Genomic DNA, 16081 nt, shown 5'->3' with positions numbered 1-16081 from the left:
TCAGAACTTTTGTCGTGAGGAGACACTATGATTTTCGACAGCTTTACCGAAGCACAATCCATGCTGCTGTGGTCCACTTTCGCCATTGCCCTGGTGATGGGTGCGGTGGTGAACAAGACCAATTTCTGCACCATGGGCGCGGTATCCGACGCCGTCAACATGGGGGACTGGGGCCGCATGCGCGCCTGGCTGCTGGCCATCGTGGTGGCGCTGGTCGGCGTGATTGTGCTGGAGGCGGCCGGCATGGTGGCGGCCAACGACGCGTTCCCGCCCTATCGCATGGGCCAACTGGTGTGGGCGGAAAACCTGCTCGGCGGCTTCATCTTCGGTATCGGCATGACCCTGGCCAGCGGCTGCGGCAACAAGTGCCTGATCCGCATCGGCGGCGGCAACATCAAGTCCATCATGGTGCTGCTCATCATCGGCGTCATCGCCTACTTCATGGTCAATCCCTTCCCGGGCAGCGACCAGACCCTGATGTCCATTCTGTTCATCGACTGGATTCGTCCGCTGGCGGTAAATGTCGGTCCCTATCAGGACCTGGGCAGCCTGGTGAGCCGTGACAACGCGGAGATGGCCCGCCTGGTCATCGGCGGCGTGATTGCGCTGGCCCTGCTGGTATTCGTCCTCAAATCGGCCGAGTTCCGTTCCAGTTTCGACAACATCCTCGGTGGTGTGGTGGTCGGCCTGTGCGTGGTCGGTGCCTGGTATATCACCTCCAATCTCTACATCAACATCGAGGACGAGGCGGTGGCCCTGCGCCATGCCGTGACCCCGGATTACTGGGACATGTACACCGATTTCCACGAGGGCATCGAGGAGAAGCCGGTGGCCGCACCGCTCAGCCCGCAGTCCTTCACCTTCATCAATCCCATGGGGCAGACCGTCGGTTATGCCGCCCAGGGCTTCGACAGCAGCCTGCTGACCTTCGGCATCATGTCGGTATTCGGCGTGATCCTCGGTTCGCTGCTGTGGTCGCTGCTGAGCAAGGGTTTCCGTATCGAGTGGTTCGCCGGCTTCAAGGACTTCCTCAACCACTTCATCGGTGCCGTGCTGATGGGCTTCGGCGGTGTGCTGGCCATGGGGTGTACCGTGGGCCAGGCGATCACCGGTGTGTCCACTCTGGCAGTGGGCTCCATCATCACCTTCATCGCCATCGTGTTCGGCAGCGCGCTGACCATGAAGATCCAGTACTACAAGATGGTGTACGAAGACGAGGCCACCTTCGGCAAGGCACTGATCACCGCCCTGGTGGACCTGCGCCTGCTGCCGGCTTCCCTGCGCAAGCTGGACGCCGTGTGATCCGCTCGGGGAGTCCGCGATGGCGGACTCCCCGATGCCTGATCTTGCCCCGATTTCACGGACACTCAGTTAAGCCACATGCCTCAGCTCGAAAGCCTCGGGCGAAAGATAGCCGAGGCGCGAGTGCAGGCGCTTCTGATTGTAATAGACTTCGATGTATTCAAACACGTGGTCCTTGGCTGCCTGCCGCGTGATGAAACGTTCACCGTGAATGGCCTCGACCTTGAGGCTGTGATTCCAGCTCTCCATGGCGGCGTTGTCGTAGCAGTCGCCCTTCTTGCTCATACTGCTGACTGAGCCCGGACGGCGAAGGAGCCCCCGGTAGCCGGGCCTTGGCGGGCGTAGCAGCCAAGGCGTGCCGGCGTAGAGTCATTTGTGGCCAGGGCCGAAGGTCCGTGGGACGCAGGACGTGCCGGGGCTGCGCGAAGCGCATGTTTGTCCTGAGTCCGAATGTTGCCAGGGCGACTTGGAAGTCCCGTGGCGACATGATGAGGACCAGGACACGCTTGACACGGGGGGACATGATGAGGACCAGGACACGCTTGTGACATTTTTTTATCTAGTGGGGCTGAATGGTATGATTCGGTGTCATTTGTCGAGGCTTATGGGGGAGCGAAAGATGAAGGTGATCGATGTGGCCCGTGAAACCGGCCTGCATCGCAACACCATCACCTTGCTGTAAAAAGAAACAGCGACACGGGTCGACTTCGAGACTATCGACAAGCTCTGTGCGCTCTTTAAATGCCAGGTGAGTGACCTTTTTGAATACGTCGAGCAGAACTAGCGTAAGTAATTGTTTGTCAGACAAGAAATACTTGGCCTACGTGCGCCACCGTAGTGAGTGACGAGTACGAAGCCGTGCAGGCTGGTAGCACATCTGGGGCGGGCGACTGGAGCGATAACGGCCGTTCCACTGCATAGCGTGCGGTCGCCAAGCCATTATCCCTGATACTTTCTGGGGCTGTGTATGCGTTTTGGTGGTCTATCTCGGCGCATTTATTTGGCGTTCCTGCTGGCTGCGGCTGTGCCGACGGCCATTGCTGGCCTGATCGGCATCGTCTATTCGCTCAACACTCTCAAGAAGGAAACCCTCGGCAGCTTGGAGCAGGAAATCCACATACGTACGGAACATATTGGGCAGTTCTTTGCCCAGTTGTCGTCGGAGTTACTCTATCTGTCGGGAACGGACTCCTTGCGCGAACTGCACATGGCCAGGGCATCGGGCGATGCAGGGGCGCTGCGGGCGGCACGGGAACGGCTGGAAAGGGACTTCGCCCGCTTTGCTTCCCACTATCCGCATATCTATCAGGTCCGCTATATCTCCAGCGATGGCTGGGAAGTGGCCCGGGTGGATCGCAAGGGAGAAGACACCGTGGTGGTGGTGTCGACAGATCGCTTGCAGGACAAGTCCGACCGTTATTACTTTCAAGAGGCGATCACCCTTGCTGCCGGCGAGATATACGTCTCTCCCCTAGACTTGAATATTGAGTTTGGGCAGGTCGAATCGCCGGAACGCCCGGTGATCCGGTTTGGTACACCCGTGACTTTTCAAGCGTATCACGGCGCCGGCCTGCTGATAGTCAACTTGAACGCAGATATCCTTCTTGATCAGATTCAGCAGCTGGCCGATACGCGCGGGGGCACAGCTTATCTTTTCGACCGCTCCGGTCACTATCTGGCACGTACCGCTGGTGGAGAGGACGACGCATTTGTCATGCAGCCGGTAACCGAATTGATAGGCGGATATGGTCACGCCGCCATTGGCAAGGTCCTTGCTGGAGAGCGTGGTTTGGAGGCAACGGAAGGAAGAATTCTCGCCTTCGAACCGGTGAAGTTTCTGGATGCGTTCCGTTATCACACCAGTTCAGGTGGCTGGACTCTGGCCCTATCCTTTCCGGAAAGCCGGCTGTTTCTATCCGTCCTCAATCTGTCGGCGCTGTACATCGTGCTGTTCGTCAGCCTCACGGCGACAGCGGCGGGCGGTTACCTGGTGTCACGCCGCTTGCTGGGGCCGCTGGATGACCTCAGTCGCGAAACCGAGGCCATTGCCGGCGGCGATTTCACGCGGCGCGTGCAAATTGAGGGCAATGACGAGATCGCAGGTTTGGGCGATAAGTTCAACACTATGGCGGGCCGGCTGCAGGAGCTGATCGGCAAGTTGCACGAGCATCGCGAGCGGCTGGAGGATGAGGTGCAGGCGCGCACCGCCGAACTCGATCACGAACGTGCTTTCCTGGCGGCGGTTATCCAGCACACCGGCGACGGCATCCTGGCCGTGGACGCGCAGGGGCGCTGCGCCCTGGTCAACGGTGCCGCGCTCGATCTGCTGGATGGCGTATGGCGTGGCCAGACCATCGAGGCCCACCTGCCGCAGTGGCCCGAATTGGCGGCAAAGGCGTTGGCCACGGGTGAATGCCGCTGTGAGATCGTGAAAGACGGGCGGGTGCTCGCCCTGTCGGTGACCCGAACCGGCGATACGGAGGAGACGGGCTTCGTTGTGGTGGTGCGTGATGTGAGCGAGGAGCGGCGCTTGCAGGACGAGCGGCGCGAACTCGATCGGCAGATGTTCCAGATGGAGAAGATGACCACGCTGGGCGAACTCGCCATGGGATTGGCCCATGAAATCGGCAATCCACTGGCGGGGATGAAGGCGGTGGTGCAGACCATGCGCTATGACGATGAAACCCCGGCTTATTTCCAGGAGGTGTTGAAGCGCCTGGAGAGCGAGATTGACCGCCTGACCGGGTTTCTGCGGACCTTCCATGGGTTTGCCGCTCCTCGTGCCGGCGCACCAGTGGCCTGCGATCTCTCCACAGTGCTGGGTGACGTGCTGTTCTGGACCAAGAAGGATTCGGGCAGCAAGGGAATACGTTTTTCCACCGATGTGGGCCAAGTGCCGCCGCTGCGGGCGGACCCGCACCAGCTCAAACAGGTATTGCTAAATCTGGTGATCAATGCGGTGCATGCCATGCCCGAAGGCGGCGCCGTAGATATTCGGGCCAGCTCGGACAACGGCATGGTGCGTATAGAGATTTCGGATACCGGCAGCGGCATTCCGGCCGATGTCCTGCCCCGCATTTTCGATCCTTTTTATACGACGCGCAGCGATGGTACCGGTCTGGGATTAGCCATCGTGCGCAAGATCGTACAGGACCATGGCGCGCGTGTTGAGGTAGAGAGCGATATCGGGCACGGTACTTGCTTTTCTTTGCTTTGGCCCGCAATGAAACCGGAAGACCATGGCTGATCGAATACTCATAGTCGAAGACGATGACACCCTGCGCCTGACCGTTGGCGAACTGCTGACCCGGCGCGGCTTCGAGGTGGATCTGGCGGGCACCGCCGCGGCCGCACTTGCTCTGGCCACAGTCCACCGTTACCAGGTGGCGCTACTTGACCTGCGGCTACCGGACGGTGATGGCCTGGAGATGATCGGGCGTCTGCAGCAATTGGACGACAACGGCCTGGTGGTGATCATGACGGCCTTTCCGGAGGTGCGCACGGCTGTGGCGGCGCTGAAGGCAGGTGCATACGATTACATCAACAAGCCTTTCGATCTGGATGACTTGCTGGAACTGGTGCATCGGGCGGTGGAGACCCAACACATGCGCCGTGAGCTGGCATGGCGCCGCGCCCAGGGGCAGAGCTGCGAGCCGGAAGGGCTGATCGGCAGCAGCCCCGCGTTCCGCCGGATGGTGGACATCGTCCAGCGCATCGCCTCCGCGGGGCGAGTGCCGGTACTGATCCGTGGCGAGTCGGGCACCGGCAAGGAGCGGGTGGCGCGCTCCATCCACTGCCTGTCGCCGCGCACCGAGGGGCCATGGATCGCCATCAACTGCGCTGCCTTGCCCGAAAATCTGCTGGAGGCGGAGATGTTCGGCCATGAAAAAGGCGCGTTCACCGACGCCAAGCAGGCCAAGCAGGGCCTGCTGGAGCTGGCCGACGGCGGCACCCTGTTTCTCGATGAAATCGGCGACCTGTCGCTGACGCTGCAACCCAAACTGCTGCGCGCGCTGGAGGCGCAGACCTTCCGCCGGCTGGGCGGCAACCGTGAGATCCAGGTCGACGTCCGCTTCGTGGCGGCGACCAACCGCGACCTGGAGGCGATGGTACGTGCCGGCACCTTCCGTGAGGACCTGTACTATCGCCTCAATGTCGGCAGTATCGACCTGCCGCCGCTGCGTGAACGGCGCGAGGATGTGCTGCCGCTGGCGAGGCATTTTCTCGTCGATGCCGGGCGCCTCATGGGTTTGCACCAGCCGAGTATCGACCCGTCGGTGGAGCCGTTGCTGGAGGATTACGCCTGGCCGGGCAACATCCGTGAATTGCGCAACGTGATCGAGCGCGCGCTGATACTGGCCGGCAACGACCCCATCCAAGTACCTCATTTGCCGAAGGAACTGACCGGCGGTATCGGGACGGTCCGAGCCGGTGTGAACGTGCCGTCGGTGGGGGCAATGATTTCGCTGGAAGACGTGGAACGGGAGCATATACGCCGCGTGCTGGAGTCCTGCAAGGGCAACAAGACCCACGCCGCCAAAATCCTCGGCATCACCCGTCTTACCCTGCGCCACAAGATTACCGAGTACGGCTTTGATGAGTTCCCGGACAGGGCTGATGCATGACATACGAAGCAAAAGCAGCGAAGGCATGAAACATGCGTGCATTCCCGCGTTCCGCGTGGGCGTGCAGTTCATGGGCGCTCTGCATCCGCTAAGAGCAGCGCTTCCGTCGGTAATATATTGACCGGTGCGGTTATAAAGTGACCGGTGTCTCGCCGGCGTAATTCCTCGAGTCTTCCTCCCTCTCCCCTAGCATCATCAAGGTTTTGCCGACGATTCGCGGCGCTGGCACGTTGCCTGCATTAGGGCACGGTATCGCCTTCGAATATGCGAACAGGAGGACACTTTGGCCCATCTCGATACAGCAACCCCGCCGTCGGCCACCCGCGCGTTGTGGGGGACTTATAAGGGGGTGATCAAGATATCGGTCATGCTGGCGCTGACCTATCTGATCGCCCAATGGCTCACGTCCTGGCTGCCGCCGGCGGACTATCGTTCGCTGTTCGGCTTCAGCAACCGCACTGCGGTATGGATCGTGGCCGAGCTGCACCTGATGTTCGCCGCCTTCGTGCTGGGGGTGCCCATCTTCGCCCTCATTACCGAGATCATCGGTGTCACCACCAAAGAGAAGCGTTACGATGAACTGGCGCGGGAGTTCACCAAGCTGCTGTCCATGGCGTACACGCTGACCGCAGTGCTCGGCGCGATCCTGCTGGTGCTGTTCATGACGCTCTATCCGAAGTTCACCGCCTACATGAGCGGCATCTTCAAGCCCACCTGGATCATTTACGTCGTGCTGATCTTCGGCGAGGTGATCGTCGCCTACCTTTATTGGTACACGTGGGATTCGTTGCAGGGGCGGCACAAGAAGTGGCACGTGCTGCTTGGCCTGCTGGTGAACCTGTGGGGTACCGCGCTGCTGTTCGTCGCCGATGCCTGGGTCACCTTCATGATGAGTCCGGCGGGCATCGATGCGGCCAACAACCTCACCAGCGTGTGGGAGGCGGCCACCAACTTCACCTGGATGCCCATCAACATCCACCGCCTGCTGGCCAACGTCGCCTTCGGCGGCGCCATCGCGGCGGCCTACGCCGCGGTGCGCTTCCTCAACGCCAAGAGCGACGAGGAGCGGGCGCGCTTCGACTGGATGGGCTACATCGGTTCGTTCATTGCCATCGGCTCGTTCATCCCGCTGCCCTTCGCCGGTTACTGGCTCGGGCGCGAGATTTACCAGTTTTCCGAACAGATGGGCGTATCGATGATGGGCGGCAGCTTCGCCTGGTTGTGGATCATCCAGGCCACCCTGATCGGTTCGCTGTTCTTCGCCGCCAATTTCTATCTCTGGCTCGGCATGGGGCGCATCCCCGGCGCCGATCGCTACACCAAGTTCCAGATCCCGATGATGCTGATCCTGACCCTCGGCTTTCTGGTGTGGGCCACGCCGCGCTCAATCATCGCCAGCGGCGCCGAGATGGCGGCCATGGGCGGCTCGCACCACCCCTTCCTCGGCCTGTTCGGCGTGATGGCGGCGAAGAACACCGCGGTAAACCTGATGATCCTCACCACCTTCATCTCGTTCATGCTCTACCGGCGCGGCAATCGTATCCCCTCCGTGCCGTGGGCCACGTTGGGCAAGGGCTTGCAGGTGCTGGCGGTGGCCGCCGCCGCGGGCGTGGTGGTGGGCTACGGCGTGTATAGCTATTTCGTGCCGTCCATCACGCGTATCGGCTTTTCCGTGTATCAGGTAGGGGCGGTGCTGACGGCGATGGCGGTGTTCGTGGCCATCGACATCCCGCTGCTCAAGGGGGCGAAGGAAATCGGCCCGATCCAATGGGGCAATATCCCGGCGCGAGCCCAGTACGCCCTGTTCTTCCTCGCCATCAGCTTCACCTGGCTGATGGGGCTGATGGGCTACATCCGCTCCGGCATCCGCCAGTATTGGCATGTCTACGGCCGCATCGCCGATGAGAGCAGCAACGCCTACACCATGAGCCACGGCGACGCCACGCTGATCGTCTCGGGCATCGTCATCATCTTCTTCCTGATGGTCTCGGTGGTGTTCGCGCTCACCACGCGCCAGAAGGACAAGCACGTCGCTGCGGAGGCCGCGCAATGATCCGCACCTTCCTCAAGGTATTCGTCTTCATGCTGGTGGTGGTTTCCCTCTACGCCTACGTCGGGCAACTGGTGCCCCAGTTCGAGGAGCTCCCACCGAAGAAACGCATCATCACGCCGGATACGCCGCCCGACGAACTGGTCGCCATCGGCCAGGAACTGCTGCGCGGCAAGGGCGGCTGCCTGATCTGCCACAAGGACCAGGAAACCGGCAACGAGCGCGGCCCCGACCTGCGCCAAGCGGCGGCCAAGGCGCCGACCCGCAAGCCGGGGACGGGGACTGAGGAGTATCTGCTCGAAGCGTTGCTGCACCCGGACGCCTTCCTGGTCCCCGGCTATCCGAAGATGATGCCGGCGGCCACGACGCCGCCGGCCAACCTGTCCATAGCGGAGGTGAAGGCGGTGATCGGATACCTGCAATCGCTCTCCGGCGGCGAGCCGACGCTGAAGGTGTTGCCGGAAGACGTCAAGGCCGAGGTCGCCAAGGGGCCGGTGCATCGCGGGCGTGAGTTGATGAATACCCACGGCTGTGTCGGTTGCCACACGGTGGAAGGTGAGGGCGGCGCGGTCGGTCCTGACCTCACCCAGGTCGCCGCGCGGCACGCCCCGGCCGAGATCGCGCTGAAGATCGCCGACCCGGCGCGCTGGACCGCGGAGGGCTTTCCCGCCGGCGTGATGCCGCCGGGTGCGCACATCCCGGAAGGGGACCGCCAGGAGATCGCCGCCTACCTGGCCGGCCTAGCGGGCCAGGAATACAGCCCTACCGGCGCGGCCTCGCCCTGGTCCCATGAAGGCGTGCGCCTGGGCCTGGTCATCGCCGTGTTCAACGTCTTGATGCTGCTGGCGCTCGCCTGGGCGCGGCGCCATGAGAGAAAGGAGGCCGTCTGATGGTCCGCTGGACACTCTACCTCGCCATCGTCCTGTGGCTGGCCATTTTCGCCGGCCTGAAGTTCGGCATCCGCCCGCCGATCCCGGCCAGTGTTCTGACCATCTACATGACCCTGGCCACGTTGGGCATCATTCTGTTCATCACCGCCAACGAGGCGCGCTTCAGACACGCCGTCGCGCCGCTGCACGCCGTGTTCGCCGGTCGCGCGCCGCGCCTGTTGCAGGTGCTGGTGCTGGCCGGCCTCCCCCTGCTGCTGGGTTGGGCCGCCTGGCTGCGCACGGCGCCCAGCTTCGACGCGCCCTTCGAACCGCGCGTTATCCACCCGGAACCGCCGTCCAGCTTCGCGTTCCATGGCAAAAAGGTCGAAACCGCCGGCCTGAAAAACCCCCTGCGGGTGGCGGACGCGGGGCAGCTGGCGCAGTACACCGCGGAGGGCAAGGTCATTTACTACCAGAACTGCTTCTTCTGTCATGGCGATGCGCTGGGCGGTGACGGCCACTTCGCCCACGCCTTCACGCCGATCCCCGCCAACTTTCGCGACGTCGGCACCATCTCCATGTTGCAGGAGTCCTTCGTGTTCTGGCGCGTCTCCACCGGCGGTCCCGGCCTACCCAAGGGGGCGACGCCGTGGCTGTCGGCGATGCCGGTGTGGCAGAACTTTTTGTCCGAGGAAGAGATATGGAAGGCCATCCTCTACATCTACGCCGGTTCGGGTTCGACCCCGCGTACCTGGGAAGAGGAGACGCATAAATGAGCATGGTTCGCACATTCATGGCCGACGCCTGCGCACTGCTGTTTGCCGCCACGGCGCTCGCCGCCGAGGTGAAGACCGAGCCGGTGCCGCCGACCCCGGTCGCCGCCAACCCGGAGCAGGGCAAGGCCCTTTACCAACGCTATTGCAGCCAGTGTCACGGTGACGAAGGCAAGGGCGACGGCCCGGCCGCAGACCGCGTCTATCCGCGGCCGCGCGATTTCACCACCGCCATCTTCAAGGTGCGCACCACCCTGTCCGGCCAACTGCCTACCGATCACGACCTGTTCAAGGTGATCAGCGAAGGCCTGCCGGGCACGTCGATGCCGGCGTGGAAGAAGTACCTCACCGAAGGGGAGCGCTGGCAGCTGGTGCACCACGTCAAGACCTTCGACATGCTGGGCCTGTTCGAGGAGGAGCCGGCCAAGGAGCGGGTGGTGATCGATACGCCGCCGGCGGTGACGCCGGAGCTGATCGCCAAGGGCGAGGAACTCTATCAGCAGAAGAAGTGCTGGCAGTGCCACGGCAAGTTCGGCCGCGGCGACGGTCCATCCGCCGCCGGCATGAAGGACGAATGGGGCCATCCGATCCGGCCGGTGAACTTCTCCAAGGGCTGGCGCTTCCGCGGTGGCGATCGACTGGAGGACATCTATCGCACCTTCACCACTGGCTTCAACGGCACGCCCATGCCGTCCTTCGTCAACGCGGTGCCGGAGGCGGCGGACCGCTGGGCGCTGGCGGCCTACGTCAAGAGCCTGTCGCGGCCGCAGAAGAACGGTCAGGTGCTGGTGGCCGGCTACGTCGACGGCGATCTCCCGGGCGACCCCTACGACCCGGCCTGGGACGGGGCGGACTACGTGGACTTTCCCCTGGCCGGGCAGATCATCATCGAACCGCGCTGGTTCACCCCGGCCCATGACGTGGTCACCGCGCGCGCCCTGTACAACGACCGGGAAGCCGCGCTGATGCTGGAGTGGGACGACGGCACGCACAACGTCGGTGGCGACGGCAAGCCGGCGGACGAAGTGGCGGTGCAATTGCCCGCCGCCGAGCCGAACGGCAACGTCAAGCCGTATTTCATCCTGGGCGACGCCAAGCATGGGGTGGATTACTGGCGCTGGAGCGGCAGCGGCGCACTCACCCGCGTTGCGGCCAAGGGCCACGACCGGCAGGAGCCGCGCGATGCCGGCGCGCTCGCCGCGCGGGGCGAATACCGGGACGGACAGTATCGCGTGATCCTGCGTCGCCCCCTCGCCGCCGATGCGGGCGAGATCGGCCTTGCGCCGGGCAAGTTCGTGCCCATCGCATTCCATCTGCGCGACGGCGAGCACGGCGAGGAGGGCATGAAGATGGCGCTCTCCACCTGGTATTACCTGCTGCTGCAACCCAAGACACCGTTCACCGTCTATCTCTGGCCGCTGGCGCTCGTTTTCCTGGCCCTGCTCGGCGAATGGTGGCTGGTACGGCGGCTGCGGAGAAAGCCGGCATGACTTTTCTGGCGCATGGCGGTGCGCTGTGGCTGCTGGCGCCGGTGGCGCTGGGGTTCAACCTGCCCCTGGGCCGCTTGCGGGCCGGGGCCGGGCGCCTGTCCCACCGCCGTTTCGGCCTGCTCGCCGCGTCGGCGATGCTGTTGCTGGCGCTGCGCCATGTCTTTGCCCTGGCTTGGCCCGAGGCGCTGTCGTTGTTCGCCACCGCCGCCGCCGGGCAATGGCTGGGGCGGCGCCTGGGGGCGGGCACGCCATCGGCACTGCGCTGGCGCGCCGCGGCCTATGCCGCCCTGCTGGCCGCGCTGCTGATGTTCCTGGGCGCGCCGGTGCAGGCCGCCAACAATCCCTGGGATCGCATCGACGCCCACGAGCCGGCGCCGGTGTTTAGCCTGACCGATCAGGATGGCCGGCGGGTGTCCCTGACCGACTTCCGCGGCAAGGCGCTGGTGATGATCTTCATGTACACCGAGTGCAAGGACATCTGCCCCACCATGCCGCAGATCCTGGCGCGCATGGACAAGTGGATGACGGCGGAGGAGCGGGTGCAGACGCATTTCCTGGGCGTCAGTATCGATCCGAACCGCGATACGCCGGAGCGCCTGCGCGCCTTTATCCAGAACCACGGCCTCGACCCGCAGCGCTGGACCCTGCTCACCGGCACGGTGCAGGAGGCTACGCAGGCCGCCGCCGATTACGGCATCGTGGTACGCCCCGATCAGGCCGGCGACTTGGTGCACAACGCCGTCTATATCGTCATCGATCCACAGGGCAACCTGCGCTCGGAGTTCCATGGTCTGTTTACCCCCACAGACGAGATCGTAAAGGTGGTGCGCGAACTGCTGGTCGAGAAAACGACACCGGCGGCACGCGAGACGACATGGGACAAGGCCGTTGCGCTGGTGCGCGGCCTGTTTGCGAAGTGAGAGGTTACAGCCATGTACGGTTCCATCTATCTGCCCCTGGACAATTCGCCGTTGTCGCTGCGCGGTGTCGATCTGGCCATCGAGTTGGCCAAGGCGACCGGTGCGCAACTCACTGGCAGCCATGTCTACGCCGCCAAACTGCATGACCGGCGTTTTCGCCAGATGGAGGGCGGTCTGCCCGAACCCTATCGCAAGGAGGAAAAGCTCGTCGAGCAGCGCGACATCCACGACGACCTCATCACGCGCGGCCTGCGCGTCATTTCCGACTCCTATCTCGACGTATTCCATACGCGCTGCGCGACGGCAGGGCTTGCCGGCCGCGGCGTGTCGCTGGAGGGCAAGAACTGGCAGGCGCTGGTGCAGGACATCGGTGCGGGTGACGCCGACCTGGTGGTGATGGGGGCGCTGGGACTGGGCGCGGTGGAGTCATCCCAACTGGGCAGCGTGTGCGAGCGGGTGGCGCGGCGCATCGACCGCGATGTACTGGTGGTGCGTGAAATCGAGGCATGCGACGATGCTGCCATCATGGTCGCGCTGGACGGCAGTCCCCAGTCCTACGGTGGGCTGATGACCGCCTTCGAGTTGGCGAAGATATTTCAGCGACCGGTGGTGGCGGTAGCGGTATTCGATCCGCACTTCCATTACGTCGCCTTCAACAGCATCGCCAAGGTGTTGTCGCCGGAGGCGGCGAGCGTGTTCCGCTTCGAGGAGCAGGAAAAGCTGCACGAGGACATCATCGATTCCGGCCTGGCTAAAATTTATCAGGGGCATCTCGATGTGGCAAAACGCCTAGCCGGCGACGCGGGGATAGAACTGGCTACCCATCTGCTGGCCGGCAAGGCCGGGGATCAGATACTGAAGTTTGCACGCGAGGCGCGGCCCTGGCTGCTGGTGCTCGGCCGCATCGGCGTCCATTCCGAGGCCGGCATGGACCTGGGCAGCGCCACTGAATTGCTGCTGCGCCGGGCGCCCTGCAATCTGCTGCTGTCGGCGCAGTGCTTCGAGCCGCCCATGGAGCAGGTGGCCGAGACCACCATGAGCTGGACCGAGGAGGCGGAGGCGCGCATGGCGCGCGTGCCCGGCTTCGTTCAGGGCATGGCGCGCAAGGCGATCATCAAACATGCCATTGAGCGCGGCCATACCGTGGTGACTTCCGATGTTATCGACGCGGTGCTCACCCGCATGCCTGGCATGCCCGCAGCCGGCGGCAAGTGTCCCTTCAGCGGCAACGGCCCGCCGAAGAAGCAGGGAAAAGAGGCTTTCCCGCCTCTGACATGGGAACCGGCGGCCTTGGCGCGTCTGGAGCCGATGCCGGACTCGGTACGCGACCACGCCCGGTTGCGCATCGAGAAGATGGCGCGCGGCCAGGGGGTGACGGTGGTCACCGAGGCGATGGTGGACGCCGCCACCCGTGCGGTGACGGAAATGCTGAGCGGCTGATCTGCATGGACAACGCAGCACCGCAGCCCCAGCTTATCTCGTGGAACCTGACCCGAGTGTGCAACCTGGCTTGCAGCCACTGCTATCTCGATGCGGTGCAGCGCCGCATCGAGGCGCCGGATGAGTTGAGCACGGCCGAGGCGCTGGATGTTATGGCGCAAATCGCGGCCGTGGCACCGGGGGCGATGTTGGTGTTGACCGGCGGCGAGCCGCTGCTGCGGCGCGACCTGAATGAACTGGTTGCGCAGGCGGCGCAGGGTGGCCTGATGCCGGTGATCGGAACCAACGGCACGCTGCTCGATGCCGCCCGTGCGCAGTCCTTGCGCGAGGCGGGGGCGGCGGGCGTCGGCATCAGCCTGGACTCGGTGACCCCCGAGTTTCACGACCAGTTGCGCGGCGTGCCCGGCGCCTGGGCGCGGGCGGTCGCCGGCCTGCGTGCGGCCCAGGATGCGGGACTCGGCGTGTTGGTCCAGACGACGCTGTTCGAGGAAAACCGCCATGAACTGGAAGCCCTGGCGGATTTCTCGGCGCATCTCGGCGCCATGGCCCTCAATTTGTTCTTCCTGGTCTGCACCGGCCGTGGTGTGACGCAGACCGACCTTACGCCCGAAACCTATGAGGCTACCCTGGCGGACATCCTGCGGTTGCAGCAGGGGCGTTCCCATCTCACTATCCGCGCCCGTTGCGCGCCCTATGCGCGCCGTCTGCTCGGCCTGCATGCCGGAGAAACCGTGGACGGTTACGCGAGCTGGTCCAGCGCCTGCCTAGCCGGGCGCACCTATCTGCGCATCACCCCGCAGGGCGAGGTCACCCCGTGTCCCTATATTCCCGCCACCGTGGGGAGTCTGCGCAGCAGGCCCCTGGCGGATATCTGGCAGCACGGCGCTGCCTTCGGCCGCCTGCGCAACGAATTGCCGATGGGCAAATGCGGCGATTGCGATTACCGCCACAGTTGCGGTGGCTGCCGTGCGCGGGCGTTGGCGACCGGCGGCGATCTCATGGCGGAAGACGGCAAATGCCGCTACGTCAAACCGTTCGGTGCGGCACCGGAATCGGCACCGGTTGCGCCACAGACAACGATCAGCTGGGACGACGATGCAAGGGTTTGGCTGGAGCGTATCCCCGCCTTCGTGCGCGGAAGGGTGCGTGCCCGTATAGAGGAGAAAGCGGCGCAGGCGGGCCTGTCGCGAGTGACTGCGGCGTTTATGCAGGCCAACCGCCCGTCCATGCCGTTTGCCATGCGAGGCCGTCCCCATGGGTAAGATCATTCCGGTGACGCAATTAAACGCCGTTCAGCCCGCACGAAAGCTTTGCCCCTTCGATGCCACCTGCCCGTACGGCGGCTGCGGCACGGTGTGCATCGGCGAACGCCGGGTGCGCGAGGGTGAGCGGTTGATGATGACGGGCGCGGTGTTTGTGGTCAGGACGGGCTGTATCAAGCTCGCCGCACGGAATGTGTGCCATCCCTGGGTCGCGTTCTATCTGCCCGGCGAGATCATCGGCTTGGGCGAACTGGCCGGGGGCATTCCTGCACCCGGCGTGGCCACAGCCACGATGGAAAGCCGCCTGTGCCGCGTCCCTTATCCCCTGTTGCGCAATCGCATCATCGAACGCAGTGGGTTCGCCTTGACCATGATTTCGGCGTATTCGCAGGAGCTGAAGCGGCTGCGTACCGCCACCTTGCGTCTGGGTAAACCGAGCGAGGCACGGGTTGCCGCCCTTTTGCTGGAACTGGCGACGCGCCAAGCGCAAGACGACGGCACTACACCGCTGGATTTGCCCATGCCGCGCAACGACATCGCCCGCCACTTGAACCTGACCCCGGAAACCGTCAGCAGGGTATTCGGCCGCCTGGCCCAAAACCGCGTGATCGAGGTCGATGATCGCCTGGTATATCTGCTGGATCGCCAAGCGTTGGCAGGTCTTGCCGCCGGGCGTGGTTGGACGGAACGCCCGTAGACCCGATATTGAACAATGGCGCGACGCAACTGGGCACTGCTGCGCTTTGATGCCTGACAAGGTTCGGTTCCGCTTTTGACCAGTAGTGTCGTCTCTCAGAACGCGACCGCGGTCGCCGCTATCTTTTCATTGCCCGCTTTGACGGCAATGGCCTCCCGCAGGCGTTCGGCATCACACAGTGCCTCAAGCACGGCATAGCCGGATGCATCAGGCCTGCCGACAATCTCCTTCGCTTGTGGCAGCAAGGCGCTGCGGTTGAGCAGACACGTTCAGTGTGTCGCGCGTGGCTTGACGATGGACGAGCAACAGCAAGTGGAGTTGGATGCCCTGTGCAACCAGCGTGAAGGCACCGAACAGCAGCAATATCCACATTAGCCCCAACACGCCTTGATCGCCGACAGCGCCAAATATGGCATGGAGGGCGATGACCGTGGCGCCGATACCGGCTTGCAGCGCCGCGCTCTCGGTCAGCGTGAGGGGAAGCTGAGCCAGTATGGCCACCAGCAGGAGGGGGAGCACCGTGTAGCCGATGAGCTGTGGCGCGGAGAACGTCGCTCCCGTGATGAATTGCGTCGCCGCATAAAACGCCAGGACCGCAGTGGTTAACCGTGGTGGTCATTCAGGAATAATGGTGCCGAGTGAAATATACCGCC

12 protein-coding genes and 2 pseudogenes are annotated in these 16081 nt (G+C 63.7%); 12 read left to right on the top strand and 2 right to left on the bottom strand.

The annotated features are described in order from the left end of the window. Positions 1-27: 27 nt before the first annotated feature. Entirely contained in the window at positions 28-1302 is a 1275-nt protein-coding gene (locus tag EP379_RS10425; RefSeq protein WP_127477750.1) for a YeeE/YedE family protein, read from the top strand. Positions 1303-1371: 69 nt separating this feature from the next. On the opposite strand, the pseudogene EP379_RS10420 reads toward EP379_RS10425, so the two are convergent. Further along, a pseudogene (locus EP379_RS10420) lies at positions 1372-1626 on the bottom strand (IS3 family transposase); the annotation flags it as partial. A gap of 253 nt (positions 1627-1879) precedes the next feature. On the opposite strand from EP379_RS10420, the pseudogene EP379_RS10415 reads away from it, so the two are divergent. The 11 genes and pseudogenes from EP379_RS10415 to EP379_RS10365 all read left to right on the top strand — a co-directional run bounded on the left by EP379_RS10415 (position 1880) and on the right by EP379_RS10365 (position 15428). After that, positions 1880-2086: pseudogene (locus tag EP379_RS10415) on the top strand (helix-turn-helix domain-containing protein). Between the two features lie 216 nt (positions 2087-2302). Further along, a complete protein-coding gene (locus EP379_RS10410; RefSeq protein WP_172600445.1) occupies positions 2303-4549 on the top strand; it encodes a PAS domain-containing sensor histidine kinase in 2247 nt (748 codons plus the stop codon). Beyond that, positions 4542-5927: a sigma-54-dependent transcriptional regulator gene (locus tag EP379_RS10405; RefSeq protein WP_127477747.1), complete on the top strand. Its 1386-nt coding sequence runs from the start codon at positions 4542-4544 to the stop codon at positions 5925-5927. Before EP379_RS10410 ends, EP379_RS10405 begins: the two co-directional genes overlap by 8 nt. A 349-nt stretch (positions 5928-6276) precedes the next feature. Further along, complete coding sequence (locus tag EP379_RS10400) at positions 6277-7980, top strand: cytochrome ubiquinol oxidase subunit I (protein WP_127477746.1); 1704 nt, start codon at positions 6277-6279, stop codon at positions 7978-7980. After that, positions 7977-8867, top strand: a complete 891-nt coding sequence (locus EP379_RS10395; RefSeq protein ID WP_127477745.1) for a c-type cytochrome — start codon at positions 7977-7979, stop codon at positions 8865-8867. The genes EP379_RS10400 and EP379_RS10395 overlap by 4 nt, the downstream gene beginning before the upstream one ends. Continuing rightward, a complete protein-coding gene (locus tag EP379_RS10390) occupies positions 8867-9622 on the top strand; it encodes a c-type cytochrome (protein WP_127477744.1) in 756 nt (251 codons plus the stop codon). The genes EP379_RS10395 and EP379_RS10390 overlap by 1 nt, the downstream gene beginning before the upstream one ends. Further along, entirely contained in the window at positions 9619-11109 is a 1491-nt protein-coding gene (locus tag EP379_RS10385; protein ID WP_127477743.1) for a c-type cytochrome, read from the top strand. Before EP379_RS10390 ends, EP379_RS10385 begins: the two co-directional genes overlap by 4 nt. Then, on the top strand, positions 11106-12029 hold the full coding sequence (locus EP379_RS10380; protein ID WP_172600444.1) for an SCO family protein: 924 nt from the start codon (positions 11106-11108) through the stop codon (positions 12027-12029). Before EP379_RS10385 ends, EP379_RS10380 begins: the two co-directional genes overlap by 4 nt. A 12-nt stretch (positions 12030-12041) precedes the next feature. Then, positions 12042-13469 carry a universal stress protein gene (locus tag EP379_RS10375; protein WP_127477741.1) on the top strand — a complete coding sequence of 476 codons (1428 nt, stop codon included), beginning with the start codon at positions 12042-12044 and terminating at the stop codon, positions 13467-13469. 5 nt (positions 13470-13474) lie between these two features. Next, positions 13475-14731 (top strand): radical SAM/SPASM domain-containing protein, encoded by a 1257-nt coding sequence (locus EP379_RS10370; RefSeq protein WP_127477740.1) that lies wholly within the window; start codon positions 13475-13477, stop codon positions 14729-14731. After that, positions 14724-15428 carry a Crp/Fnr family transcriptional regulator gene (locus EP379_RS10365; RefSeq protein WP_127477739.1) on the top strand — a complete coding sequence of 235 codons (705 nt, stop codon included), beginning with the start codon at positions 14724-14726 and terminating at the stop codon, positions 15426-15428. Before EP379_RS10370 ends, EP379_RS10365 begins: the two co-directional genes overlap by 8 nt. Before the next feature lie 207 nt (positions 15429-15635). On the opposite strand, the gene EP379_RS10360 is transcribed toward EP379_RS10365, so the two are convergent. Next, positions 15636-15929, bottom strand: a complete 294-nt coding sequence (locus EP379_RS10360) for a hypothetical protein (RefSeq protein WP_127477738.1) — start codon at positions 15927-15929, stop codon at positions 15636-15638. Between the last annotated feature and the right edge of the window lie 152 nt (positions 15930-16081).

The organism is Sulfurivermis fontis (assembly GCF_004001245.1).
In the GTDB taxonomy this organism is placed as follows: domain Bacteria; phylum Pseudomonadota; class Gammaproteobacteria; order Thiohalomonadales; family Thiohalomonadaceae; genus Sulfurivermis; species Sulfurivermis fontis.
The sequence above is the reverse complement of the archived record's forward strand: the minus strand, read 5'-3'. Positions and strand labels throughout refer to the sequence as shown.

Excerpts from the sequence above, each read along its gene's own strand:
- EP379_RS10425 (WP_127477750.1), top strand. The coding sequence starts at position 28 with ATGATTTTCGACAGCTTTACCGAAGCACAATCCATGCTGCTGTGGTCC.
- EP379_RS10405 (WP_127477747.1), top strand. The coding sequence starts at position 4,542 with ATGGCTGATCGAATACTCATAGTCGAAGACGATGACACCCTGCGCCTG.
- EP379_RS10395 (WP_127477745.1), top strand. The coding sequence starts at position 7,977 with ATGATCCGCACCTTCCTCAAGGTATTCGTCTTCATGCTGGTGGTGGTT.
- EP379_RS10390 (WP_127477744.1), top strand. The coding sequence starts at position 8,867 with ATGGTCCGCTGGACACTCTACCTCGCCATCGTCCTGTGGCTGGCCATT.
- EP379_RS10385 (WP_127477743.1), top strand. The coding sequence starts at position 9,619 with ATGAGCATGGTTCGCACATTCATGGCCGACGCCTGCGCACTGCTGTTT.
- EP379_RS10380 (WP_172600444.1), top strand. The coding sequence starts at position 11,106 with ATGACTTTTCTGGCGCATGGCGGTGCGCTGTGGCTGCTGGCGCCGGTG.
- EP379_RS10375 (WP_127477741.1), top strand. The coding sequence starts at position 12,042 with ATGTACGGTTCCATCTATCTGCCCCTGGACAATTCGCCGTTGTCGCTG.
- EP379_RS10370 (WP_127477740.1), top strand. The coding sequence starts at position 13,475 with ATGGACAACGCAGCACCGCAGCCCCAGCTTATCTCGTGGAACCTGACC.
- EP379_RS10365 (WP_127477739.1), top strand. The coding sequence starts at position 14,724 with ATGGGTAAGATCATTCCGGTGACGCAATTAAACGCCGTTCAGCCCGCA.